The sequence below is a fragment of the Streptomyces sp. RKAG293 genome (assembly GCF_023701745.1).
Classification (GTDB): Bacteria; Actinomycetota; Actinomycetes; order Streptomycetales; family Streptomycetaceae; genus Actinacidiphila.
This window is the reverse complement of the sequence record NZ_JAJOZB010000001.1, coordinates 6273563-6297548: the sequence shown is the minus strand read 5'-3', so window position 1 is coordinate 6297548 and position 23986 is coordinate 6273563. Positions and strand designations below refer to the sequence as shown.

The following is a 23986-nucleotide window of genomic DNA, read 5'->3' as shown; positions in this document are numbered from 1 at the left end:
CCGGGGGATTAGCCCAGGGGGGCCAGAGGGGTAGGTGCGCGCGAAGCGCTCCCTGGAAGGGCGGTGGCGGGAGACGGGCGGGCGCTAGCCGGCTACTCGGGCGGCCAGCGCGTCGCCGACCTCCACCGTGCTGCGCGGAGCGGTGCGCTCGGCGAGGTCCGCGTGCACGGCCTTCTCGACCCGGGCGGCCTCGTCGGCGTAGCCCAGGTGCTGGAGCAGCAGGGCCACGGAGAGGATCGTCGCGGTCGGGTCGGCCTTGCTCTGGCCGGCGATGTCCGGGGCGGAGCCGTGCACCGGCTCGAACATCGACGGGAAATCGCCGCTGGGGTTGATGTTGCCGCTGGCGGCGATCCCGATGCCGCCGGAGACGGCGGCGGCGAGGTCGGTGATGATGTCGCCGAAGAGGTTGTCGGTGACGATCACGTCGAAGCGCGCCGGGTCGGTGACGAGGAAGATCGTCGCCGCGTCCACGTGCAGGTAGTCCGTGGTCACGTCGGGGAACTCTTCGCCGACCTTGTTGAAGATGTTCGTCCACAGGTGGCCGGCGTAGACCAGCACGTTGTTCTTGTGGACCAGCGTGAGCTTCTTGCGCGGGCGGGCCTGGGCGCGGGCGTAGGCGTCACGCACCACGCGCTCGATGCCGAACGCGGTGTTCAGGCTGACCTCGGTGGCCACCTCGTGCGGGGTGCCGGTCCTGATGGAGCCGCCGTTGCCGGTGTACGGGCCCTCGGTGCCTTCGCGGACCACGACGAAGTCGATGTCCGGGCTGCCGGCCAGCGGGGTGGCCACGCCGGGGAAGAGCCTGCTGGGGCGGAGGTTGACGTGGTGGTCGAAGGCGAAGCGGAGCTTCAGCAGGAAACCGCGCTCCAGCACTCCGGACGGCACCGACGGGTCGCCGATCGCGCCGAGCAGGATCGCGTCGTGCTCCTTGAGCTGCGTCAGATCGTCCTCGGTGAGCGTCTCACCCGTGGCGTGATAGCGCTTGGCGCCGAAATCGAAGGACTTCGTCTCCAGCTTCACGTCCGAAGGGAGGGCGGCGGCAAGGACCTTGAGGCCTTCGGCCACGACCTCCTGGCCGATTCCGTCACCGGGGATCACTGCGAGGCTGAGGGTGCGAGACATGGCCGAAACCCTACTCGGCGTCCCATTGAATGACACATGGTGTCCGCATGACGGACATATGGGAGGGTCGCCATGCACCGTTCATCCGGAGTACGACCAAGCGTCGAACGGCAATGCGACATTGCGCGGCATGGACACACCACGTATGGGTATTGCGGACAAGCTCGCCGACCGGATGAGCATGGCCGAACAGCATGAATACCTGCGCTCCCGGCTGACCCGCCGCGGGGTCATGCGCGGCACCGTCGCTGCCGCCGGTGCGGTAGCGGGGGCCGGACTGCTGAGCGGCACCGCGGCCGCCGCCTCGCCCACGCTGCTGAGCAAGCCCGCGACCGGGCATCACGTCAGCGGCTCCCTCGTCGCCCCCTTCGGGCGCCACCTCGCTTTCGGCGCGGACCCCAAGACCCAGTTCCGGGTCTCCTGGCAGGTCCCGCTGGCCGTCAGGAAGCCGTTCATCCGGGTGGGCCTCAAGCCCTGGGCCCTCAGCCACAAGATCCAGGCCGAGGTCCGCGCGCTGCACACCCCGCAGCTGCTCAACAGCAAGCTGCCGCCGGTGGACCAGTACTACCTGCACGCCGCGCTGGACGGGCTGCACCCCGGCACCACCTATTACTACGGCGTCGGCCACGAGGGCTTCGACCCGGCCGCCGGCCAGGCGTTCGGCACCATCGGCAGCTTCACCACCGCGCCCGCGCGCAGCGGTGAGCGGTTCACCTTCACCGCCTTCGGGGACCAGGGCGTCAGCTACCACGCGCTCGCCAACGACAGCCTGATCCTGGCGCAGAACCCGGCGTTCCACCTGCACGCCGGTGACATCTGCTACGCCGACCCGGCCGGTTCCGGCCAGCAGTCGGACTCCTCCGTCTACGACGCGCGGACCTGGGACCAGTTCCTGGCCCAGACCGAGTCCGTCGCGGCGCGTGTCCCGTGGATGGTGACGACCGGCAACCACGACATGGAGGCCTGGTACTCCCCCAACGGCTACGGCGGCCAGGAAGCCCGCTGGAGCCTGCCGGGCAACGGCCCGGACGCGAAGAACCAGCCGGGCGCGTACTCGTTCGTCTACGGCAACACCGCTGTGGTGGCGCTCGACGCGAACGACGTCTCGTACGAGATCCCGGCCAACTACGACATCAGTGCCGGCAAGCAGACCGCGTGGCTGGACAAGCGCCTCGGTGAGCTGCGCAGGCAGCGCGGCATCGACTTCATCGTGGTCTTCTTCCACCACTGCGCCTTCTCGACCACCAACTCGCACGCCTCCGACGGCGGTGTGCAGGAGAAGTGGGTGCCGCTCTTCGAGAAGCACCAGGTCGACCTGGTCGTCAACGGCCACAACCACGTGTACGAGCGCACCGACGCGATCCGCGGCGGCAAGGTCTCGAAGCCGGTCGCCATCGGCGACACGGTGCACCCCGAGAAGGACGGCGTCGTCTACGTGACGGCCGGCGGCGCGGGCCGCAGCCTGTACGACTTCCCGGCGCCCGACTCGTACGAGGGTCACGAGCACAACGTCGACTCCGTCACCACCTGGCACTCGGCCAAGGGCGGCGGCAAGGTCACCGAGACCGTCGCCTGGTCCCGGGTCCGCTACACGGGCTACTCGTTCATCGCGGTCGAGGTCGAGCCGGCGTCGTCCGGCCGGACGTCGACGCTGACGGTGTCCGCGCTGGCGGAGACCGGTGAGCGCGTGGACCACTTCACGGTAGCCCGAAGGGCGAAGTGAAGAACCAGCACAGCACGGTGGCGCGCAAGGCTCGCTGAGCAACGTCCTCAAGCGCCGGACGGGCTTTTCAGCCCGTCCGGCGCTTGAGGACCGCTGTGTTGTTGGCTGCGCGCCGCGCTAGCGGGCTTCGTGGCCCGTGCTGCCGCCGTTGTCCCGGCGGTCGAGCGAGCGCTGCAGTGCCTTCATCGCGTTCTCGCGTGCGGTCTCGTCCATGGTGATCAGCTCCAAAGGAAGATCAAGGAGATGGTTGTCGCCATAGAACGGGGCGGGGAACGTGCGCCGCAGGGGGTGACCTGCGTGAAGGGCGCTGGTTCGCATCCGCCGATCGCTGGTGGAGCGATTCGTTCGGCTTCTACAAAGCTAGGTCAGTGCGGCCGTTATGTCTCCACAGTTACTCGGACTTCCTACTATCTGAGACGGAGACCACCCGAACGCAGGCCGCCCCCGCATCCGGATGGGGACCGGAATACGGGGGCGGCGGTCTGCGGTCGGCCCGCGGTGGGGCCGCTACGGGGCTGGTCAGCCCTGGTGCGGGTACCGGTAGTCGGTCGGCGGGACCAGCGTCTCCTTGATGGAGCGGGTGGACGTCCAGCGCATCAGGTTGGACGCGGCGCCGGCCTTGTCGTTCGTCCCCGAGGCACGGCCGCCGCCGAAGGGCTGCTGGCCGACGACGGCACCGGTCGACTTGTCGTTGATGTAGAAGTTGCCGGCGGCGAAGCGCAGCTTCTCCATCGCGTCGACGGCCGCGGCGCGGTCCTGGGCGATGATCGAGCCGGTGAGGGCGTACGGCGAGACCGACTCCATCTGGGCGAGCATGGTGTCGAAGTCGGCGTCGTCGTAGACGTAGATGCCGAGGATCGGGCCGAAGTACTCGTCGCGGAAGATCTCGTTCGCCGGGTCGGTCGAGACCAGGACGGTCGGGCGGACGAAGTAGCCGACCGAGTCGTCGTAGGTGCCGCCGGCGACGACCTCGATGGTCGGGTCGGACTTCGCGCGGTCGATGGCCGCCTTGTTCTTGGCGAAGGAACGCTCGTCGATGACGGCGCCGATGAAGTTCGACAGGTCGGTGACGTCACCCATGGTGATGCCGTCGACCTCGGCCGCGAACTCCTCCTTGAAGCCGTTCTCCCAGATGGAGCGCGGGATGTAGGCGCGGGAGGAGGCCGAGCACTTCTGGCCCTGGTACTCGAAGGAGCCGCGGGTCAGCGCGGTCTTCAGGATCGCCGGGTCGGCGGAGGGGTGGGCGACGACGAAGTCCTTGCCGCCGGTCTCACCGACGAGGCGCGGGTACGTCTTGTACTTCTCGATGTTGGTGCCGACCGTCTTCCACAGGTGCTGGAAGGTCTTGGTCGAGCCGGTGAAGTGGATACCGGCCAGGTCCGGGTGGGTCAGCGCCACCTCGGAGACGGCGATGCCGTCACCGGTCACCAGGTTGATGACGCCCTTGGGGAGGCCGGCGGCCTCCAGCACGCGCATGAGCAGTACGGCGGCGTGCGTCTGCGTCGGGGACGGCTTCCACACGACGGTGTTGCCCATCAGGGCGGGGGCGGTCGGCAGGTTGCCCGCGATGGCCGTGAAGTTGAAGGGCGTGATCGCGTAGACGAAGCCCTCGAGCGGCCGGTGGTCGCTGCGGTTCCACACGCCCGCGCTGCTGATCGGCTGCTCGGCGAGGATCTGCCGCGCGAAGGAGACGTTGAAGCGCCAGAAGTCGACGAGCTCGCACGGGCAGTCGATCTCGGCCTGCTGGGCGGTCTTCGACTGGCCGAGCATCGTCGAAGCGGCGAGCGTCTCGCGCCACGGGCCCGACAGCAGGTCGGCGGCGCGCAGGATGATCGCGGCGCGGTCGTCGAAGGAGAGCGCGCGCCAGGCCGGGGCCGCGGCGAGGGCGGCGTCGACGGCGTCCTGCGCGTCCTTGGCGGTGGCGTTGGCGTAGGTGCCGATGCGGGCGCTGTGATTGTGCGGCTGCACGACGTCGAAGCGCTCGCCGCCGCCCATCCGCTGCTCGCCGCCGATGGTCATCGGCAGGTCGATCGGATTGCCGGCCAGCTCCTTCAGCTTCGCTTCGAGCCGGGCGCGCTCGGGGGATCCCGGGGCGTAGGAGTGGATCGGCTCGTTCACCGGCGTGGGGACCTGGGTCACAGCATCCATCGAGGTGCGCTCCTTTGGGGTGAGGGTTTCGCAGCGGGGATGAGGGTTGCTCAGCGGGGTTGAGGATCACTCGCCGGGGTTGAGGATTACTCAGCGGGTGAGGATCGCTCAGCGGCTGGGGAGGAAGGAACGGAGGAAGAAGGCGAGGTTGGCCGGGCGCTCCGCGAGGCGGCGCATGAAGTATCCGTACCAGTCTGCGCCGTACGGCACGTAGATGCGCATGCGCTCGCCGTCGTGCGCGAGGCGGCGCTGCTCGGCGGTGCGGATGCCGTAGAGCATCTGGAACTCGTAGCTGCCGGGCTTGCGGTCGTAGCGCGCGGCCAGCTCCTGGGCGATGGCGATCATGCGCGGGTCGTGCGAGCCGACCATCGGGTAGCCGTCGCCGGCCATGAGGATCTTCAGGACGCGCACATACGCCTTGTCGACCTCGGCCTTGGACTGGAACGCGACGCTCGCGGGCTCCTTGTAGGCGCCCTTCACCAGGCGCACGCGCGAGCCGGCGACGGCCAGCTTCCTGGCGTCGTCCTCGGTGCGGAACAGGTACGACTGGATGACGGCGCCGGTGTCCGGGTGTTCCTTGCGCAGCTCGGCGAGGATCCCCAGGGTCGAGTCGACCGTGGTGTGGTCCTCCATGTCGAGGGTGACCGTGGTGCCGATCGCGGTGGCGAGTTCCGCGACCTCGCGGACGTTCTCCAGCGCGATGTCGTGGCCGCCGTCCGGCAGCGCCTGCCCGAACGCGGACAGCTTCACGGAGACCTCGGCGCGGGTGCCGAGGCCCTCGGTCTCCAGCGCCCGCAGCAGGCCCAGGTACGCGTCGCGGGTCGCGTGCGCGGTGGCCTCGTCCGTGACGTCCTCGCCCAGGTGGTCGAGGGTGACCTCCAGGCCGGAGGCGGTGAGCTCGCGGACGTTGTCCATGGCGGGATGCAGTTCGTCGCCGGCGACGAAACGGTTCACCACGGGACGGGTGATCGGCGCGGCGGCGACGATGCGACGCATGCGGTCGCTGCGCGAGGCGGCGAGCAACACGGGACCGAGCACGGGGGGCTCCTTCAGGATCAGAGCATGAACAGGCAGCGACACCGCGAAATCTAGGGTTCACCTACCCCGTGAACCATCGACACCTGTCACGCATCCGTGCGGCGTCCCTCATACAGATGTAAGAGACAATGGCGGGGTGCGAGGTGACTACGAGGAACTGGTCGACGAGGTGTCCGCTCTCGTCGGCGCGCCCGCGACCCTGGAGGACCGCGATTTCCGGCTGATCGCCTTCGGCGCGCACGACAGCGACGACGGCGCGATGGACCCCGTCCGCACCCGGTCGATCCTGACCCGGCGCTCGACGGCCGAGGTCCGCTCCTGGTTCGAACGCTTCGGCATCGCCCGCGCCACCGGCCCGGTCCGCATCCCCGCCGCTCCTGACGCGGGCGTCGTCCGGGGCCGGATCTGCCTGCCGGTGCGCCATCGCGGCATCGTGCACGGCTATGTGTGGCTGCTCGACGATTCGGCCGCCGGCCCGGATCCCGACCCGCGGCTCGTCGCCGCGATGGAGGTCTGCGACCGGATCGGCGACCGGCTGGCCGCCGAGTCCCGGGCGGGCGCCGATGTCGGCCGCGAGCTGCGCGCGGCGCTGACCGCGAGCCCCGGCCAGCGGCGCGAGGCCGCGCGGGACGCGCTGAGCGCGGCGCTCGGCCCGGACGCGGACGAGGTGCACGCGCTGGTGTGCGTGCTGGGCTGGACGGCTCCGCCGGCGCCGGCCGGTACGGGCGGGTCCGATACCGCGGACGGCGCGGACGACGGCTCGGCGGAACTGCCGGGGATCCGCTCGATCCCCGGCGCCGCCGCGCTCTGCCGGGTCCCGGCCCACGGGCCGCCCGGCCCCGGCCCGGTGCCGGCCGCCGAACCGCTGGCCGTACTGGTCCGGCTCCGCTCAGCCCAGCACCTCTCCCCCGCCCGCACCGCCGCCGCCCGGCTGCTGGAGACGTCGACCGCGCCCGGCGCGGTGGCCGGAATCGGCGACCCGGCGCGCGGGCTGGACGGACTGTCGGAGGCCTGGCGGCAGGCGACCGCGGCCGCCCGCGCGGCCCGCGCCCAGCCCCGGCTCGCACCCGTCGCGGACTGGTCGGGCCTCGGCCCGTACCGCATGCTCTCGGCACTCCCCGGCGGCACCGCCCCCGACCCCGCCGTGCTCCCGCTGCTGGAACCGTCCCACCGCGAGCTCGCCCGCACCGCCGAGGTCTACCTCGACTGCGCCGGCCAGGCCGGCCGCACCGCCGCCGCCCTGGCCATCCACCGCCAGACCCTCTACTACCGGCTCTCCCGCATCGAACAGCTCACCGGCCTCGACCTCGACGAGGGCGAGGACCGGCTGCTGCTGCACATGGCACTGAAGGCGGCGCGATTGTGAGGGGGCGGGCCGGGCGGGGTCCTACAGGCGGTCGATCTCGGTGAGGTCGATGTCGATGGTGAAGGGGACGGGGACCTTGAGCCGTTCATGGTGGATGCCCGACGGAACATAGGTCTGGGTCATCGTGTCGAGTTCGTAGACATAGACGACCGGCTGCCGTCCCTCGCCCTTCTCGACCCGCCAGAAATGCGGGATACCCGCTTCCGCGTAGAGCTGGGGCTTGCGCTTACGGTCCCGTTCCGCTGACTCGGGTGATACGACTTCCACGGCGAGAACGACGTCCGCAGCCTGGTAGCCGGTTTCGTCAGCAGCCTCCGAAACCGCTTCGGCCCGCACGATCGAGATATCGGGCTCAGGCCGATTCGTCCTGTTCAGAACGACGGTCATCTCGCGCAGGACACGGAACTTCGCCGGCGCCGCCTGGCGCAGCAAAGTGCTCAAAAGATCCACGGCCAGCATGTGGAAATACTTCTGCGGACTCACGAAGACAAGGCTCCCGTCGATCAGCTCTGTGTGCGGCGGGAGATCGGGGATACGGTCGAGGTCGTCCGCAGTGAATCCGCCCTTGGGCGGGAAAGCCCAGGCCGGAAGCGGTTCGGCAGTCATGATTCCTCCCATGGACGGGATTCTGTCCGCAGCGTTCAGCGTAGCGGGAGGGAATGACGAAGCCGCCCCTCATACGAGTGAAGGGCGGCTGCGTCGCTGACGTCATGACCTCGATCGGTCGGTGACCTGCGGTCAGTCCGTGAGGTCCACCGCGCGGGCCGACGTGGCGCCGATCTCCTCGGCGATCTCGGCCAGGGCGGCCGGCGGGATGCAGGAGTCGACGGTCAGGGCCACGAGGGCCTCGCCGCCGACGGCCGCGCGGGCGACCTGCATGCCCGCGATGTTGACGCCGGCCTCACCGAGGATGCGGCCGACCGTGCCGACGACGCCGGGGCGGTCGGTGTAGCGGAGGAAGGCCATGTGGTCGGCGAGGACCAGGTCCACGTCCTCGTCGCCGACGGCGACGATCTTCTGGATGTTCTTCGGGCCGGCCAGCGTGCCGGAGACCGACACCTCCGTACCGTCCGTCAGGGTGCCGCGCACCGTGACCATGTTGCGGTGGTCGGGCGACTCGCTCGACGTGGTCAGCCGGACCTCGACACCGCGCTCCTGGGCGAACAGCGGCGCGTTGACGTAGGAGACCGTCTCGGCGACGACGTCCTCGAAGACGCCCTTGAGCGCGGAGAGTTCGAGCACCTTCACGTCGTGCTGGGTGATCTCGCCGCGGACCTCGACGTCCAGGCGGGCGGCGACCTCGCCGGCCAGCGCGGTGAAGATCCGGCCGAGCTTCTCGGCGAGCGGCAGACCCGGGCGTACGTCCTCGGCGATGACGCCGCCCTGGACGTTGACCGCGTCCGGTACCAGCTCACCGGCGAGCGCGAGGCGGACGGACTTGGCGACGGCGATGCCGGCCTTCTCCTGCGCCTCGTCGGTGGAGGCGCCCAGGTGCGGGGTGGCCACCACGTTGTCGAACTGGAAGAGCGGGGAGTCGGTGCACGGCTCCTTCGCGTACACGTCCAGGCCGGCACCCGCGACGCGGCCCTCCTTCAGGGCCGAGGCGAGCGCCTCCTCGTCGACGATCCCGCCGCGCGCGGCGTTGACGATCCGGACCGACGGCTTGACCTTGTGCAGGGCGTCGTCACCGATCAGGCCGAGGGTCTCGGGGGTCTTCGGCAGGTGGACGGTGATGAAGTCGGAGACCTCCAGCAGCTCGTCCAGGCTGAGGATCTTGACACCCATCTGGGCCGCGCGAGCGGGCTGGATGTAGGGGTCGTACGCGACGATCTTCATACCGAACGCGGACATGCGCTGGGCGACCAGCGCGCCGATGCGGCCGAGGCCGACGACGCCGAGGGTCTTCTCGGCCAGCTCCACGCCGGTGTACTTGTTCCGCTTCCACTCGCCGTTCTTCAGCGCCGAGTTGGCCGGCGCGATGTTACGGGCGGTGGCGATGAGCAGGCCGCAGGCCAGCTCGGCGGCGGTGACGATGTTCGAGGTCGGGGCGTTGACGACCATCACGCCGGCCTTGGTGGCGGCGGACACGTCGACGTTGTCCAGACCGACGCCCGCGCGGGCGACGACTCGCAGCTTGGGCGCGGCGGCGATGGCTTCCGCATCCACCTTGGTGGCGCTGCGGACCAGGATGGCGTCGGCATCCTTGATCGCGGAGAGCAACTCACCCCGGTCGGCGCCGTTGCAGTGCCGGATGTCGAAATCCGGTCCCAGTGCGTCGACAGTGGCCGGCGACAGCTCTTCGGCGATGAGTACGACAGGCTTCTGGCTCACGTGGTCCTCACTTGTCCTTCGTGGGCGGCCGGTCCCGCGGACGCTCCAGGGAGGGAGGGGATGGCATGCCGCGTGGAAGACGCACGACGCTGTGAGCCTGACGCGCTTTGTAGTTGCAGTGTATCGGCGCCGCCGAGTACGACTTGTGCCTTGGTGGAAGGATCACCCGCACGTGGCTGTACGCCGTGGACAAGGTGCGGGGCGGCCACTGCGACCGCCCCGCACCCGATGAGGCTCACGCCTCGTCGTCGACCCAGCTCATGAGCTTGCGGAGCTTCTTGCCGGTGGTCTCCAGCAGGTGGTCCTGGTCGGCCTTCTTGTACTCGTTGTACTTCGGCAGACCGGCCTCGTACTCGGCCATCCAGTTCTTGGCGAAGGTGCCGTCCTGGATCTCGGCGAGGACCTTCTTCATCTCGACCTTGGTCTGGTCGTTGATGATGCGGGGGCCGGTGATGTAGTCGCCCCACTCGGCGGTCTCGGAGACCGACCAGCGCATCTTCTCCAGGCCGCCCTCGTACATGAGGTCCACGATCAGCTTGAGCTCGTGGAGGCACTCGAAGTACGCGATCTCGGGCTGGTAGCCGGCCTCGACGAGGGTCTCGAAGCCCGCCTTGACGAGCGCGGAGGCACCGCCGCAGAGGACCGCCTGCTCGCCGAAGAGGTCGGTCTCGGTCTCCTCGGTGAAGGTGGTCTTGATGACGCCGGCACGGGTGCCGCCGATGCCCTTCGCGTAGGAGAGGGCGAGCGCGAACGCCTTGCCCGTCGCGTCCTGCTCGACGCCCGCGATGCACGGGACGCCGCGGCCCTCTTCGTACTGACGGCGGACCAGGTGGCCTGGGCCCTTCGGGGCGACCAGGGCGACGTCGACGTTGGCCGGCGGCTTGATGAAGCCGTAGCGGATGTTGAGGCCGTGACCGAAGAAGAGCGCGTCGCCGTCCTTGAGGTTGTCCTTGATGGACTCCTCGTAGACCTTGCCCTGGAGCGGGTCCGGGACCAGGATCATGATCACGTCGGCCTCGGCGGCGGCCTCGGCGACGGAGACGACGCGCAGGCCCTCCTCCTCGGCCTTGACCTTGGACTTGGAACCCTCGTGCAGGCCGACGCGCACGTCGACGCCGGAGTCACGCAGCGACAGCGCGTGGGCGTGGCCCTGGCTGCCGTATCCGATGACCGCGACCTTGCGGCCCTGGATGATGGAGAGGTCGGCGTCGTCGTCGTAGAACAGCTCGGCAGCCACTTGGGATATCTCCTTGGTTCTGGTGGATTGCCCACACAGTACGTCCGGTGGGCGGAAGAAAGCTTGTCGGTCTCGCTATGCGGTACCGCGTCGCCGCCGGAGCGGCGACGCGGTGCGCCGGTCACTACGCGGAGCGGTCGAGAGCCCGCAGCGAGCGGTCGGTGATGGAGCGGGCGCCCCGCCCTATGGCGATGGTGCCGGACTGCACCAGCTCCTTGATGCCGAAGGGCTCCAGCATCTTGAGCATCGCCTCGAGCTTGTCGGCGCCGCCGGTGGCCTCGATCGTGACAGCCTCCGGGGAGACGTCCACGGTCTTGGCGCGGAACAGCTGGACGATCTCGACGATCTTGGATCGGGACTCGTTGTCGGCCCGCACCTTCACCAGAACGAGTTCACGCTGAACAGCGCCGCCGGGCTCCAGTTCTACGATCTTCAGAACGTTGACCAGCTTGTTGAGCTGCTTGGTGACCTGCTCCAGCGGCAGCTCGTCGATCACGTTGACGACGATCGTGATGCGGGAGATCTCGGGGTGCTCCGTGGTGCCCACCGCGAGGGAGTCGATATTGAACCCGCGGCGGGAGAACAGCGCGGTGATCCTGGCGAGGACGCCGGGCTTGTTCTCCACCAGGACGGAGAGCGTGTGCTTGGACATGTCGCTTCGTTCCTTCTCTCGGTCCTGCGCCTCAGTCTTCCTGGCCGTCGCTGAAGTCCGGGCGGACGTCGCGGGCGGCCAGGATCTCGTCGTTGGAGGTACCGGCCGCGACCATCGGCCACACCATGGCGTCCTCGTGGACGATGAAGTCCACGACCACCGGGCGGTCGTTGATCGAGTTGGCCTTGGCGATGACCGCGTCCAGCTCGTCCGGGCTCTCGCAGCGCAGACCCACGCAGCCCATCGCCTCGGACAGCTTGACGAAGTCCGGGACGCGGGTGCCGCGGTTCACCGTCGAGCCGACGCCGACCGTCGAGCCGCTGTCGGCGTTGGTCTCACCGGCGTGCAGCACGGTGTTGGAGAACCGCTCGCCGTAGAAGAGGTTCTGCCACTGGCGGACCATGCCCAGGGCGCCGTTGTTGATGATGGCGACCTTGATCGGGATGTTGTTGAGCGCGCAGGTGACCAGCTCCTGGTTGGTCATCTGGAAGCAGCCGTCACCGTCGACCGCCCAGACGGTCGCGCCGGGGACGCCGGCCTTGGCGCCCATCGCGGCGGGCACCGCGTACCCCATGGTGCCGGCGCCGCCGGAGTTGAACCACGTGTTGGGCTTCTCGTACTTGATGAACTGCGCGGCCCACATCTGGTGCTGGCCGACGCCCGCCGCGAACAGGGTGCCCTCGGGGGCCAGCTGGCCGATCCGCTCGATGACCTGCTGCGGGGAGAGGCTGCCGTCGTTCGGGGTGTCGTAGCCCAGCGGATAGGTGTCACGCCAGCGGTTGAGGTCCTTCCACCAGTCGGTGTAGTCGCCCTTGTGGCCGGCCTCGTGGTCCGCCTGGACCGCGACGATCAGGTCGGCGAGGACCTCGCGGGCGTCGCCGACGATCGGCACGTCCGCGGCGCGGTTCTTGCCGATCTCGGCGGGGTCGATGTCGGCGTGCACGATCTTCGCGAACGGGGCGAAGGTGTCGAGCCGGCCGGTGACCCGGTCGTCGAAGCGGGCGCCGAGCGCGATCAGCAGGTCGGACTTCTGCAGCGCGGTGACCGCGGTGACGTCACCGTGCATGCCGGGCATGCCGACGTGCTGCGGGTGGCTGTCGGGGAACGAGCCGAGCGCCATCAGCGTGGTGACGACCGGGGCGCCGGTCAGCTCGGCCAGGATCCGCAGCTCGGCGGTGGCGCGGGCCTTCATGACGCCGCCGCCGACGTACAGCACCGGGCGCTGGGCCTCGTTGATCAGCCGGGCGGCCTCGCGGATCTGCTTGGCGTGCGGCTTGGTCACCGGGCGGTAGCCGGGCAGGTCCATCTGCGGCGGCCAGGAGAAGGTCGTCTGGTTCTGCAGCGCGTCCTTGGCGATGTCGACGAGGACCGGGCCCGGACGGCCGGTGGAGGCGATGTGGAACGCCTCGGCGATCGTCCGCGGGATGTCCTCGGCCTTGGTCACCAGGAAGTTGTGCTTGGTGATCGGCATCGTGATGCCGCAGATGTCCGCCTCCTGGAAGGCGTCGGTACCGATCGCCTTGGAGGCGACCTGACCGGTGATCGCGACCAGCGGGACGGAGTCCATGTGGGCGTCGGCGATCGGCGTGACGAGGTTGGTGGCGCCCGGACCCGAGGTGGCCATGCAGACGCCGACCCGGCCGGTGGCCTGCGCGTAGCCGGTGGCGGCGTGGCCGGCCCCCTGCTCGTGGCGGACCAGGATGTGGCGGACCTTGACGGAGTCCATCAGCGGGTCGTAGGCCGGCAGGATCGCACCGCCAGGGATACCGAATACGGTGTCGGCGCCGACCGCCTCGAGCGAACGGATGAGGGACTGCGCGCCCGTCATGCGCTCGGGAGTGGTGGGCTGCTGTCCCCCGCTGCGGGCCCGCTGCTGCGGATGGGGGGCCCCGGTGGCCTGCTCGGTCATCTGCGTTCTCTTCTCTCGAAGATGAGTTTCTTCTGGGTGCCAGGCAACAAAAAACCCCTCGTGCCGTCAGGCAAGCGAGGGGAGCGCGTCGGTGCGTTTTCCAAGGCGATGGTGGGCCTCGGTCAGCCGACGCGCTTTCCAAGTACGAGAATTCGGGTGCGCATGGACACGACCCTCCCTCTGGACCCCTCGGAGTGTCAAGCGGGTGGGACGGGCGTCTCAGCATTTGAGCGAAGGGGATCACTCGTTCCGGTGCTTCCGGTGTGCCGCACGGGTAGTGGGCCGCCGGTCAGAGCGATGGAACCATGAGGTACGGGGTAGCCGCCACGGGCCAGGGAGCCCCTCAGCCGGTGCTCGTCGAGCGGCCCGGAGAAGGCCATGCCCTGGCCGTGCGTACAGCCCATGGCGCGCAGCGCGGTCACCTGCTCGGGCCGGTCCACCCCGTCCGCCACGGTGCGGATGCCCAGGTCCTCGGCGATCCGCAGCATGCCCGCGGTGATCTTGTGCAGCCGGGCGGATTCGACGATCCCCTCGACGAAGCTGCGGTCGATCTTGAGCAGGTCCACCGGGAGGGTGCGCAGCGCGGTCATCGCGGCGTATCCGGTGCCGAAGCCGTCCAGCGCGATCTGCACACCGAGCCGGCGCAGCGCCGAGAGCCTGCGCTCCAGCTCCTCCAGGGAGATCCGCGGGTCGTTGTCGGTCAGCTCCAGCACCAGGCCGCCGGCCGGCAGCTCATGGCGGCTCAGCAGGGTCTCGATGCTGCCGAGCGGCAGGTCCCGGTGCATCAGCCGGCGGACGGACATCCGGACGGCCACCGGCACGGCATGGCCCGAGCCGTGCCGCAGCGCGGCCTGCTCGACCGCCTCCTGCAGCAGCCAGCGGCTCAGCTCCGCGGTGCGGTCGGTGTCCTCCGCCACCCGCAGGAACTCGGCGGGGGTGAAGAGGATGCCCTGGGCGGAGCGCCAGCGGGCCTGCGCCTCGACGGCCGCCACCCGCCCGGTGCGCAGCTCGACCACGGGCTGGTGCAGCAGGGTGAACTCCCCGTCGTGCAGGGCGTTGCGCAGCCGGGTGGCCAGCTCGGCGCGGCGCACCACGTCGGCCTGCATCTGGGGCGCGTACATTTCGACCCGGCCCTTGCCCGCCTGTTTGGCGCGGTACATCGCCAGGTCCGCGTTGCGCATGAGCTCGCTGGGCGTGATCCCCGGCTCGGCGAAGGCGACCCCGATGCTGGCGGCGACCCGGACCTCGCCGGACTCCACGCGGTACGGCTCGGAGAGCGCGGACCGCAGCCGGTCGGCGATCTCGTGGATCTGGTACTCCCGCAGCTCGCGGTCGGCGCTCCCGCCACAGATGAGGGCGGCGAATTCATCGCCGCCCAACCGTGCCGCCGTGTCCCCGGACCGGACCGACTCCTGGAGCCGCCGGGCCGCCTGGACGAGAAGCTCGTCGCCGGCCTGGTGGCCGACCGTATCGTTGACCGCCTTGAAACCGTCGAGGTCGACGAAGAGCACCGCCGCCTCGCCGTCGCCGCTGCGCCGGCCGCCGAGGGCATGGCTCACCCGTTCGGTGAACAGGGCCCGGTTGGGCAGGTCGGTGAGCGGGTCGTGCGAGGCGTTGTGCTGGAGCTGGGCCTGCAATCGCACCCGTTCGGTCACATCGCGGCTGTTGAAGATCAGCCCGCCCTGGTAGCGGTTGACGCTGGACTCCACGTTGAGCCAGCCGCCGCCGTCCCGGCCGCGGCCGGCGCGGATCCGGCACTCGATGCGCGTAGCGGGCTCCGCGGCGGGCGAGGCGGCGAGAAACCTGCGGACCTCGTGCACCACCCGCCCCAGGTCCTCGGGATGGATGTGCGAGGCGAGCTCGGTGCCCACCATGTCCTCGGCGTCCCGCCCGTACACACCCCGGGCCGCCGGACTCACGTAGCGCAGCACGCCGGTGGGCGCGGCGATCATGATGACGTCGCTGGAGCCCTGCACCAGGGACCGGAAGTGGTTCTCCTTCTGGGCCAGTTCCTGGGTGAGGGAGATGTTGTCGAGCAGCATGATGCCCTGGCGGACGACGAGCGCGAGGACGACGGTGCAGCCGGTGAAGAGCACCACATGGTCGGTCTTCCGGCCGTCGATGACGTTGTACAGGATGCCGAGGGTGCAGACGCCCGCCGAGAGGTACGGGACGAGGGCGGCCAGCGAGCCGGCGACCTTGCGGCTGGAGTGCGCGATGGAGCGCGGCTCCAGCCGGGCGGCGTCCCGCCGGCCCGCCCAGGGGGCGTAGGCGAGGAGCATGCTGCCGGCGAACCACCCGGCGTCCAGGATGTGGCCGGACTGGTAGTGGTCGCGCCAGAGCGGGGAACGGAACAGCGCGTCGCACAGCACGGTCAGCGCGAGGGCGGCGATGGCGGTGTTGACCGCGACGCGGTTGGCCGGGGAGCGCCGGAAGTGCAGCGCCAGCACCATGCTGGCGAGCGCGATGTCGAGCAGCGGGTAGGCGAGCCGCAGCGCGGCCTGGGCGGCGCTGAGCCCCTTCAGGCTCGCGTCGTTGGCGAGCGCGAGGCTCCAGGCCAGGGTGAGCAGGGAGCCGCCGACGAGCCAGGCGTCCAGCGCCAGGCAGACCCAGCCGGCCCGGGTGACCGGGCGTTTGGCGAGCATCAGCAGACCGATGATCGCCGGTGGGGCGAAGAGCAGGAAGAAGAAGTCGGCGATCGAGGTCTTGGGGTACGGGCCGTCCAGCACGACCTCGTACCAGCCCCAGGTGCCGTTGCCGAGCGCCACCATGGCGGACGAGCCGGCGAACAGGAACCAGGTGGGCCGCTGGCGGCCGGTGAGGGTCCGGGCGTAGACGAACGAGGAGACGCTGGCCGCGGCCGCGGCGGCGGCGAGCCCGAAGTCGCCCATGATGTCGGCGATCCAGGCCGATCCCCAGCCCACCGCGGCGCCGGTCGCGTAGCCTCCGCAGAGCACGGCGACCAGGAGTTGCGGCACGAGCCCCGCCCGGCCGGTGTGGGCGGGCGGCTGAGCGATCACCGCCCCGGTCGAGCTCACCGTGTGGTCCCGTATCGCTGTCGCGGTGCGCCGCTGTACCGCGTCAGGTCGTCTCGCCATTGGCCGTGCATCACCCGTCGCCCCCCTCGCTTGCTGACCTTTCGCGCGCCGCCGGCAACCCATGGGCGTCCGTGACGCGTCCCCCGGTCGGGACGATACACCAGACTCGTCACTCAGGGACATAGTTCCTCTACACAGCGTAACCGCAAGGGAGATCACCACCACGCAGTGCAGTCACCGGGTGCCGCACGCCCTCCACCTGCGACGTCAGGTGGTGGTGACCACGTTGCTCAGCGGCTCTCCTGTGGCGAAACGGAACAACTGTGCGCGCAGCAGCCGCTTGGCCCTCGGGAGGAACGCGGAGGTGCTGCCGCCGACGTGCGGGCTGATGAGAAGGCCCGGAGCGTGCCACAGCGGGTGCCCGGCGGGCAGCGGTTCCGGGTCCGTGACATCGAGTGCCGCGCGCAGCCGTCCGGACTCCAGTTCGGCGAGCAGCGCCTTGGTGTCGACCACGGGCCCGCGCGCGACGTTCACCAGGAGTGCGCCGTCCTTCATCCGGGACAGGAACTCCGCTCCCACCAGTCCTCTGGTCGCCTCGGTCAGCGGGGTGGAGAGCACCACCACATCGGCCTCCGGCAGGAGTTCCGGCAGTTCGGCGAGGGCGTGCACCGGGCCGCGCGGGGAGGGGCGCGCGGTGCGGGCGACCCGGACGATGTCGCACTCGAACGGGGTGAGCCGGTCCTCGATCGCACTGCCGATCGAGCCGTAGCCGATGATCAGCACGCTCTTGTCGGCGAGCGCGGGGTAGAAGCCGTCGTGCCACTCCTCGGCGTCCTGGCCGCGGACGAAGCGCGGGATGCCGCGCAGCGAGGCGAGGGTGAGCGCGAGAGTGAGTTCCGCGGTGCTCGCCTCGTGCACGCCGCGGGCGTTGCAGAGGCGTACGCCGGGCGGCAGGTGCCCGAGGTAGCCGGCGACCTGGTCGGTGCCGGCGCTCAGGGTCTGTACGACGCGGAGGCCCGTCATCCGGGGCAGCGGCCGGGCGGCGACCTCCGCTCCCTTCATGTACGGGACGACGTAGAACGCGGCGGTCGACGGATCCGCCGGGTACGCGTCGGCACCGTTCCAGAAGACGTAGTCCAGGTCGGTGGGCAGCGGGCCGATCTCCTCGGCCGGGATGGGCAGCCAGACCTGGGGCCGGTGGTTCAGCAACGTGTCAGCCATGGTCAGGAGGCTATGCGATGCACTGTCCGAGGGGGACGTTACCTTGGTCCACGCCCCTGTTGGGGCGCTGTGAGAAGGGCAGGCCAGGTGGAGCGCAGGACAATCGGTGCAGCAGCTCTCGAAGTGGGCGCCGTGGGCCTGGGCTGCATGCCCATGAGCTGGGCGTACAGCGCTTCGCGGCAGGACGGCGAGGGGTCCCTGCGGGCGGTGCACACGGCGCTGGACAGCGGGACGTCGCTGCTGGACACCGCCGACATGTACGGGCCGTTCACCAATGAGCTGCTGGTCGGGCGGGTGCTGCGGGAGCGCCGTCAGGACGTGTTCGTCTCCACCAAGTGCGGGCTGCTGGTGGGCGAGCAGCACATCGTGGCCAACGGGCGGCCCGGCTACGTCAAGCGGGCCTGCGACGCGTCGCTGCGGCGGCTGCAGACCGATGTCATCGACCTGTACCAGCTGCACCGGATCGACGCGGAGGTCCCGGTCGAGGAAACCTGGGGCGCGATGGCGGAGCTGGTGGCGGCGGGCAAGGTGCGTGCGCTGGGGCTGTGCGCGGTCGGCGCCCGCGGAAACCGGCGGACCGGCTCCCGTATGCACGACGAAACGATCCGGCAGCTGGTGCGCGCGCAGCAGGTCTTCCCGGTGAGCTGTGTGCAGGCGGAGTTGTCCGTGTGGTCCACCGAGGCGCTGGAGGCGCTCGTGCCGTGGTGCGCGGCGCGCGGTGTCGGGTTCATGGCGGCGATGCCGCTCGGCAACGGCTTCCTCACCGGCACCCTCACCCCGGGGCAGGGCTTCGAGCCGGACGATCTGCGGGCCCGGCATCCCCGGTTCACGGCCGAGATGATGGCCGCCAACCAGCCGATCGTGGCGGGCCTGCGGCGGATCGCGGAACGGCACGGCGCGACCCCGGCCCAGGTGGCGCTGGCCTGGGTGCTGGGCCAGGGGCCCGCGGTGGTTCCGGTGCCGGGCACCAAGACCGGGCGCTGGGCGGCGGAGAACGCGGGGGCGGCGGCGCTCCGCCTGGAGCCGGCGGACTTCGCGGAGATCGCCGGGCTGCCCGCCGTACGGGGCTCCTGGGACTGACGGGGGTGCGGGCTCCCGGGACTGATCGTGCGGGCTCCCGGGGCGGGCGGGAGACTGGGACGGGCGGGTCTGAGAGGCCGTGGACGATCGGCTCGCGGGGGCCGCGGGCGGACCCACGACAACCGGAGGCGGGCCATGGGAACCGCGAAGAGCCGGGCGGCGCGGGCCCGTTGTGTGCTGCAATTTCCCGGGGGTCGTCCCCGAGTCCCAGGCCGGCATCGCGGGGCGGAGCCCGGTGATGCCGCCGCGGGACACCACGAGGGAGGACCCACCGTGCACCGCCGTACCACCACCGCGACCACCGTGACCGCCGTGACGTCCGTGCTCGCCGCCGCCGCGCTGCTCGCGGGCTGCTCGTCGCCCGGCGGCGGGGTGCCGGAGCCGCCGGCCACGTCGCGGCCGGCCACCTCCACCGCCGCCGCTCCCACGGCGACCGCCGAACCGTCGGATTCCGAGTCCGCCGCTCCGGCGACGGGTACCGCCACCGTGACCGGGACCGTCGCCACCGGCCTCACCACGCCGTGGGGGGTGGCCGAACTCCCGGACGGGGCACTGCTGGTCGCCTCCCGGGACACCGGGAAGATCCTCAGGACCGATCCGGCCACCGGGAAGACCACCGAGGTCGGCTCGGTGCCGGGGGTGGCCGGCGGGACGCCGGGCAGCGAGGGCGGGCTGCTCGGGCTCGCGATCTCCCCGTCGTTCGGCGCGGACCGGCTGGTGTACGCGTACTTCACCACCGCCGACGACAACCGCATCGCGCGCATGCTCTACGACCCGTCCCGGCCCGTCGGCCAGCAGCTGGGGGCGCCGGACACGATCCTGCGCGGCATCCCCAGCGGCACCAACCACAACGGCGGCCGGATCGCCTTCGGCCCCGACAAGATGCTCTACGCCGGGACCGGTGAGAGCGGGAACCAGCCGCTGGCCCAGGACAAGACGTCGCTGGGCGGGAAGATCCTGCGGATGACCCCGGACGGGCAGCCGGCGCACGGCAACCCCGAGGCGGACTCCGTGGTCTATTCGTACGGCCACCGCAATGTGCAGGGCCTGGCGTGGGACGCGCAGGGCCGGCTGTGGGCGGCGGAGTTCGGACAGAACACCTGGGACGAGCTGAACCTCATCGAGCCGGGCAAGAACTACGGCTGGCCGGTCGTCGAGGGCCAGGCGCACCGCGCGGGATACGTCGACCCCGTCGCGCAGTGGCACACCGACGACGCCTCCCCCAGCGGCATCGCCTACGCCGCCGGCTGCATCTGGATGGCCTCGCTGAAGGGCGAGCGGCTGTGGCGCATCCCGCTGGACGGCACGAAGGCCGCCGCGGCCCCGCAGGCGTTCTTCACAGGAACCTACGGGCGGCTGCGTACCGTGGTGACCGTGGAGGACGGCACCCTGCTGCTGACCACGAGCAACACGGACGGGCGGGGCACCCCCAAGCCCGGCGACGACCGCATTCTGCGGCTCAAGGTCGGCTGACACCGGGAAGGTGCGCGATGTTCAATCCCCTCGAGGAGCTGTTCACCCCGGGACGCAAGCACACCGACGACGAGCGGAACCGGCTGGCGCTGTCCCGCGAGGACACCGGCGACAACGATCCCGGACGCGGGTCGATAGACCTCGAGTCCGGGACGGTCGTCATACGGACGGAACCGTGAACAGCCGCAGCCGGTGCGCCAGTGCCGCCGCCTCGCCCCGGCCGGAGACGTTGAGCTTGGCCAGGATGTTGGAGACGTGCACGCTCGCCGTCTTCGGCGAGATGAAGAGCTCCTCGGCGATCTGACGGTTCGTCCGGCCGTCGGTGACCAGCCGCAGCACATCGCGCTCGCGTGCCGTCAGGCCCAGCGCCTCGGCCGGATCGGCGGGTTCGTCCACCGCGGGGACCGCCCGCGCGCCGTCCCGGCCGGCCGGCTCGTGCAGCGACAGCCGGGCGCGCTGGGCGAGCAGCGCGACCTCGTCGGTCAGCGGGCGCGCGCCGAGCGTTTCGGCGGCCGTGTGGGCGAGCGTGAGGAGCGCGCAGGCCTCCTCACGGCTCTCCCTGGCCTCGCGGGCCTCCCCGGCCTCGTGCCCGGTGGCCAGCAGCGCCTCGGCCCACCGGTAGCGGCTCTGGGCGAGTTCGTACGGGCGCCCCACCGGTTCGAAGGCGCGGACCACGGCGGCCCACCGCTCGGGCGCGGCCTGTCCCTCGGCGCGGGCCAGCTCCGCCTCGACGAGCAGGGCGTACGCCTCCCAGACCGGTGCGAGCCGGGGCAGTGACGACGCGGTGGTGCGGATGCGCTTCAGGTGCGCCGCGCGGTCCCGGTCGTCGACGGTCATCCAGGGCGCGTCCGCCTCGGCGGCGGCGCCGGCGGCCAGCAGCGGCCACCAGTAGCGGGACGTGCCGGGCACGAAGCCCTCGTCGAGCGCGTCGGCCAGGACCGTACGCGCCTCGTCGAAGCGGCCCCGCCGGACGGCGATCTCCAGCGTCAGCGTGCGGATCGGGACCAGGTGCTGCGGCTGGGTGTCGTGCAGAAAGCTCTCGCGGGCGGCCGTCGCGTACTCGTCGGCCGCTCCGGTCCGGCCGCGGCGCAGGGCGAGGAAGCCCAGGTTCATCGTCTGTCCGCCGGCCGCCATCCTTCCGGACCCGTTGGTGCGGGCCCACTGGACCGCCGCCTCGCTGCGGTCCCACAGCCCGAGCGAGAACAGCGACTCGCCCTCGTTGCCGCGCAGATAGGCGCGGACGCTGCGGGTGGCGATCTCCCGGACCAGCTCGATGCCCTCGGTGGCGACCGCGATGGCGTCGTGGGACCGGCCGACGCCCTCCAGGACCGAGGCGAGGTTGCCGTGGGAGCGGCCGATGAGCCCGGGCAGTCCGAGCTTGCGCGCTTCGCGGCAGACGTCTTCGGCCAGCACCAGACCGCCCTCGACGTCCCCGGAGTCGGCGTGCAGCAGCCCGAGGGTCAGCCGGGCGTTCAGTTCCGTCTCGCGGGCGCCGACCAGGCGGGCCAGGTCCACGGCCCGCTCCGCCGTGGTGATGGCCTCCTCACCGGACTTGTGGATCATCATCCAGGCGGCGGCGAAGGCGAGGACGTCGGCGTGGACGGCGGACGGCGGCAGACCGCGCAGGAGCTCCTGGGCGCGGCCCACGTCCTCCCAGCCGTCGCCGCGGCCCAGGTCCTGGACCAGTCGCGAGCGCTGGGCCCGGAACCAGGCGGCCCGCAGCGCGTCCGTCGTGTCGTCGATCAGCCGGAGCGCGCGCTTGGCCACGGCGAAGGCGCGCTCGGGCTCACCGCTCAGCCGGGCGGAGACGGTGATCTCGGCCAGCAGGTCGAGGAAGCTCAGCGGGGTGTCGGGGTGGCAGCCGCACGGCGGGTAGACCTCGGCGTAGTCCGCGGGGCGCAGCTCGCCGCGGATCTCCTCCGGCGTGTCCTCCCACAGCTCCAGGGCGCGCTCCAGCAACCGGTGCTGCTCGGCGTAGGCGTGCCGGTGCCGGGCCTCGACGGAGGCGCGCAGCACGGCGGGCAGCGCCTTGGCCGGGTCGTGCGCGTAGTACCAGTAGCTGGCCAGCCGGGCGGCCCGCTCGTCCGTGCGGACGAGGCCGGGGCCGGCCTCCAGGGCCTGTGCGTACCGGCGGTTGATCCGGCTGCGCTCCCCGGGCAGGAGATCGTCGCTGACCGCCTCGCGGACCAGGGAGTGCCGGAAGCGGTAGCCGTCGCCGTCCTCGGAGGGCAGCAGGATGTTGGCGCCGACGCAGGCGCGCAGCGCCTCGATGAGGTCGTCCTCGGAGAGTCCCGCGACGGCGGCGAGCAGCGGGTACTCCACGGTGGTGCCGCCTTCGGCGACGATCCGCGCGGCGCGCTGGGCGTCCTCCGACAGCGTTTCGAGCCGTACCAGCAGCAGGTCGCGCAGTGAGTCGCTCAGCCCGGAGCTGCAGCCCTGCTGGATGCTGACGGCGAGTTCCTCCACGAAGAACGGGTTGCCGTCGGAACGCTCGAAGACCCGGTCCACCATGCCGCCTTCGGGCTCGGCGGCCAGGATGCCGGTGATCTGGCGGCGGACCTCCGCGCGGCTGAACCGGGACAGCTCGATCCGGTCGACGGTGCGCAGCCGGTCCAGCTCGGCGAGGAAGGGCCGCAGCGGGTGCCTGCGGTGGATGTCGTCGGACCGGTAGGTGGCCACGATCACGAGCCGGCCGCGGTGCAGCGACCGGAAGAGATAGGCGAGCAGCTCGCGGGTGGAGCGGTCGCCCCAGTGCAGGTCCTCCAGGACGAGGACGACGGTACGGTCCGCCGCGAGCCGTTCCAGCAGCCGGGCGGTGAGCTCGAAGAGCCGCACCCGGCCGTCGTCGTCCTGCGAATCGCGTCCGTCGCGCGTCATCTCGCGGTGTTCGCCCAGCTCGGGCAGGAGCCGCGACAGCTCGCCCGCCTGGTTGCCTGCGGCGGCCGTCAGCTCGTCCCCGAGCTGCCGATACAGCGAGCGCAGTGCGGTCGACACCGGGGCGAAGGGCAGACCGTCCGCGCCGATCTCCACACAGCCGCCGACGGCGGTGACCGCGCCCGACGAGGCGGCCGCCGCGAGGAACTCCTCGGTGAGGCGGGTCTTGCCGACGCCGGCCTCACCGCTGACGACCAGGCCCTGCGGCTCGCCCGCTCGGGCGCGGGCGAGCGCATCGGCGAGGCGGGTCATTTCGCTGTCGCGGCCGACGAAGACGGGGCTGACGGACTGGGTCTGCACAGTGCTGAGCATCGCACGGCAGTCCGACAGCGCAGTAACGGATATCACTTCACGACGCCGCGTGGTGGCGTACGCCGCGCAGTGCGCGGCCCACCCGGCCGGCGTCCGTGGTCACCCGCCCCTCGCGGCGTGCCGCGCGCTGCGCCCGGCGCTGGGCCTGGCGCTCGCTCCGGCGGACGGCGATGACCGCGCGGGCCTGGTTCTCGTCCCGTGCCCGGCGCTGGAGTTCGGTGGCGCGGACCTGGTGGAGTTCGAGCTCATACATGGCGTGTTCCCCTTGGCTGTGCGGCTTGTTCCGCTGGGACAAGCCTCGTCCCCAAGGGGGGTGCGCCACATCGGGCAGCTGCCCGAACTCCGGTCGCCCGGGGTACTTAGGCCCGGTGCCTTACCGGCACGGGGGGCCTTAGTCCACTG

At 71.0% G+C, this 23986-nt stretch carries 17 protein-coding genes; 5 read left to right on the top strand and 12 right to left on the bottom strand.

The features are described from left to right. Nucleotides 1-84 precede the first annotated feature (84 nt). Nucleotides 85-1122 carry a 3-isopropylmalate dehydrogenase gene (locus LNW72_RS28000; protein ID WP_250977890.1) on the bottom strand — a complete coding sequence of 346 codons (1038 nt, stop codon included), beginning with the start codon at nt 1120-1122 and terminating at the stop codon, nt 85-87. Nucleotides 1123-1252: 130 nt separating this feature from the next. On the opposite strand from LNW72_RS28000, the gene LNW72_RS27995 reads away from it, so the two are divergent. Next, complete coding sequence (locus tag LNW72_RS27995) at nt 1253-2845, top strand: metallophosphoesterase family protein (RefSeq protein ID WP_250977889.1); 1593 nt, start codon at nt 1253-1255, stop codon at nt 2843-2845. 519 nt (nt 2846-3364) lie between these two features. On the opposite strand, the gene pruA is transcribed toward LNW72_RS27995, so the two are convergent. Beyond that, nucleotides 3365-4993 carry an L-glutamate gamma-semialdehyde dehydrogenase gene (gene pruA / locus LNW72_RS27990; protein ID WP_250977888.1) on the bottom strand — a complete coding sequence of 543 codons (1629 nt, stop codon included), beginning with the start codon at nt 4991-4993 and terminating at the stop codon, nt 3365-3367. Nucleotides 4994-5101: 108 nt separating this feature from the next. Then, the gene (locus LNW72_RS27985; RefSeq protein WP_250977887.1) at nt 5102-6031 is read right to left on the bottom strand and encodes a proline dehydrogenase family protein; all 930 of its coding nucleotides are present in this window, start codon (nt 6029-6031) and stop codon (nt 5102-5104) included. A 136-nt stretch (nt 6032-6167) separates the two neighbouring features. Here LNW72_RS27985 and LNW72_RS27980 point away from each other — a divergent pair, with 136 nt between their 5' ends. Beyond that, nucleotides 6168-7397, top strand: coding sequence for a helix-turn-helix domain-containing protein (locus tag LNW72_RS27980; protein WP_250977886.1), 1230 nt, complete (start codon nt 6168-6170; stop codon nt 7395-7397). A gap of 21 nt (nt 7398-7418) precedes the next feature. Here LNW72_RS27980 and LNW72_RS27975 read toward each other — a convergent pair whose 3' ends face one another. From LNW72_RS27975 to LNW72_RS27945, 7 genes are all read right to left on the bottom strand, one after another. Then, nucleotides 7419-8003 carry a Uma2 family endonuclease gene (locus LNW72_RS27975; RefSeq protein WP_250977885.1) on the bottom strand — a complete coding sequence of 195 codons (585 nt, stop codon included), beginning with the start codon at nt 8001-8003 and terminating at the stop codon, nt 7419-7421. A gap of 132 nt (nt 8004-8135) precedes the next feature. Further along, the gene (gene serA / locus LNW72_RS27970) at nt 8136-9728 is read right to left on the bottom strand and encodes a phosphoglycerate dehydrogenase (RefSeq protein WP_250977884.1); all 1593 of its coding nucleotides are present in this window, start codon (nt 9726-9728) and stop codon (nt 8136-8138) included. 235 nt (nt 9729-9963) lie between these two features. After that, a complete protein-coding gene (gene ilvC / locus LNW72_RS27965; protein ID WP_250977883.1) occupies nt 9964-10965 on the bottom strand; it encodes a ketol-acid reductoisomerase in 1002 nt (333 codons plus the stop codon). Between the two features lie 124 nt (nt 10966-11089). Then, nucleotides 11090-11617, bottom strand: a complete 528-nt coding sequence (gene ilvN, locus LNW72_RS27960) for an acetolactate synthase small subunit (protein WP_250977882.1) — start codon at nt 11615-11617, stop codon at nt 11090-11092. A gap of 31 nt (nt 11618-11648) precedes the next feature. Further along, nucleotides 11649-13526 (bottom strand): acetolactate synthase large subunit, encoded by a 1878-nt coding sequence (locus LNW72_RS27955; RefSeq protein ID WP_250977881.1) that lies wholly within the window; start codon nt 13524-13526, stop codon nt 11649-11651. Nucleotides 13527-13723: 197 nt separating this feature from the next. Continuing rightward, nucleotides 13724-16564: an EAL domain-containing protein gene (locus tag LNW72_RS27950; protein ID WP_250980342.1), complete on the bottom strand. Its 2841-nt coding sequence runs from the start codon at nt 16562-16564 to the stop codon at nt 13724-13726. A 267-nt stretch (nt 16565-16831) separates the two neighbouring features. Next, nucleotides 16832-17785 carry a 2-hydroxyacid dehydrogenase gene (locus LNW72_RS27945; protein ID WP_250977880.1) on the bottom strand — a complete coding sequence of 318 codons (954 nt, stop codon included), beginning with the start codon at nt 17783-17785 and terminating at the stop codon, nt 16832-16834. 87 nt (nt 17786-17872) lie between these two features. On the opposite strand from LNW72_RS27945, the gene LNW72_RS27940 reads away from it, so the two are divergent. The 3 genes from LNW72_RS27940 (at nt 17873) to LNW72_RS27930 (ending at nt 20517) form a co-directional block, all read left to right on the top strand. Then, entirely contained in the window at nt 17873-18865 is a 993-nt protein-coding gene (locus LNW72_RS27940; protein WP_250977879.1) for an aldo/keto reductase, read from the top strand. Nucleotides 18866-19138: 273 nt separating this feature from the next. Further along, a complete protein-coding gene (locus tag LNW72_RS27935; protein ID WP_250977878.1) occupies nt 19139-20338 on the top strand; it encodes a PQQ-dependent sugar dehydrogenase in 1200 nt (399 codons plus the stop codon). 17 nt (nt 20339-20355) lie between these two features. After that, complete coding sequence (locus tag LNW72_RS27930; protein ID WP_203674013.1) at nt 20356-20517, top strand: DUF6191 domain-containing protein; 162 nt, start codon at nt 20356-20358, stop codon at nt 20515-20517. On the opposite strand, the gene LNW72_RS27925 is transcribed toward LNW72_RS27930, so the two are convergent. Both LNW72_RS27925 and LNW72_RS27920 read right to left on the bottom strand, forming a co-directional pair. Further along, on the bottom strand, nt 20498-23584 hold the full coding sequence (locus LNW72_RS27925; RefSeq protein ID WP_250977877.1) for a helix-turn-helix transcriptional regulator: 3087 nt from the start codon (nt 23582-23584) through the stop codon (nt 20498-20500). The two genes, LNW72_RS27930 and LNW72_RS27925, sit on opposite strands and share 20 nt — an antisense overlap. Before the next feature lie 37 nt (nt 23585-23621). Beyond that, entirely contained in the window at nt 23622-23837 is a 216-nt protein-coding gene (locus tag LNW72_RS27920; RefSeq protein WP_250977876.1) for a hypothetical protein, read from the bottom strand. Nucleotides 23838-23986: the final 149 nt, after the last annotated feature.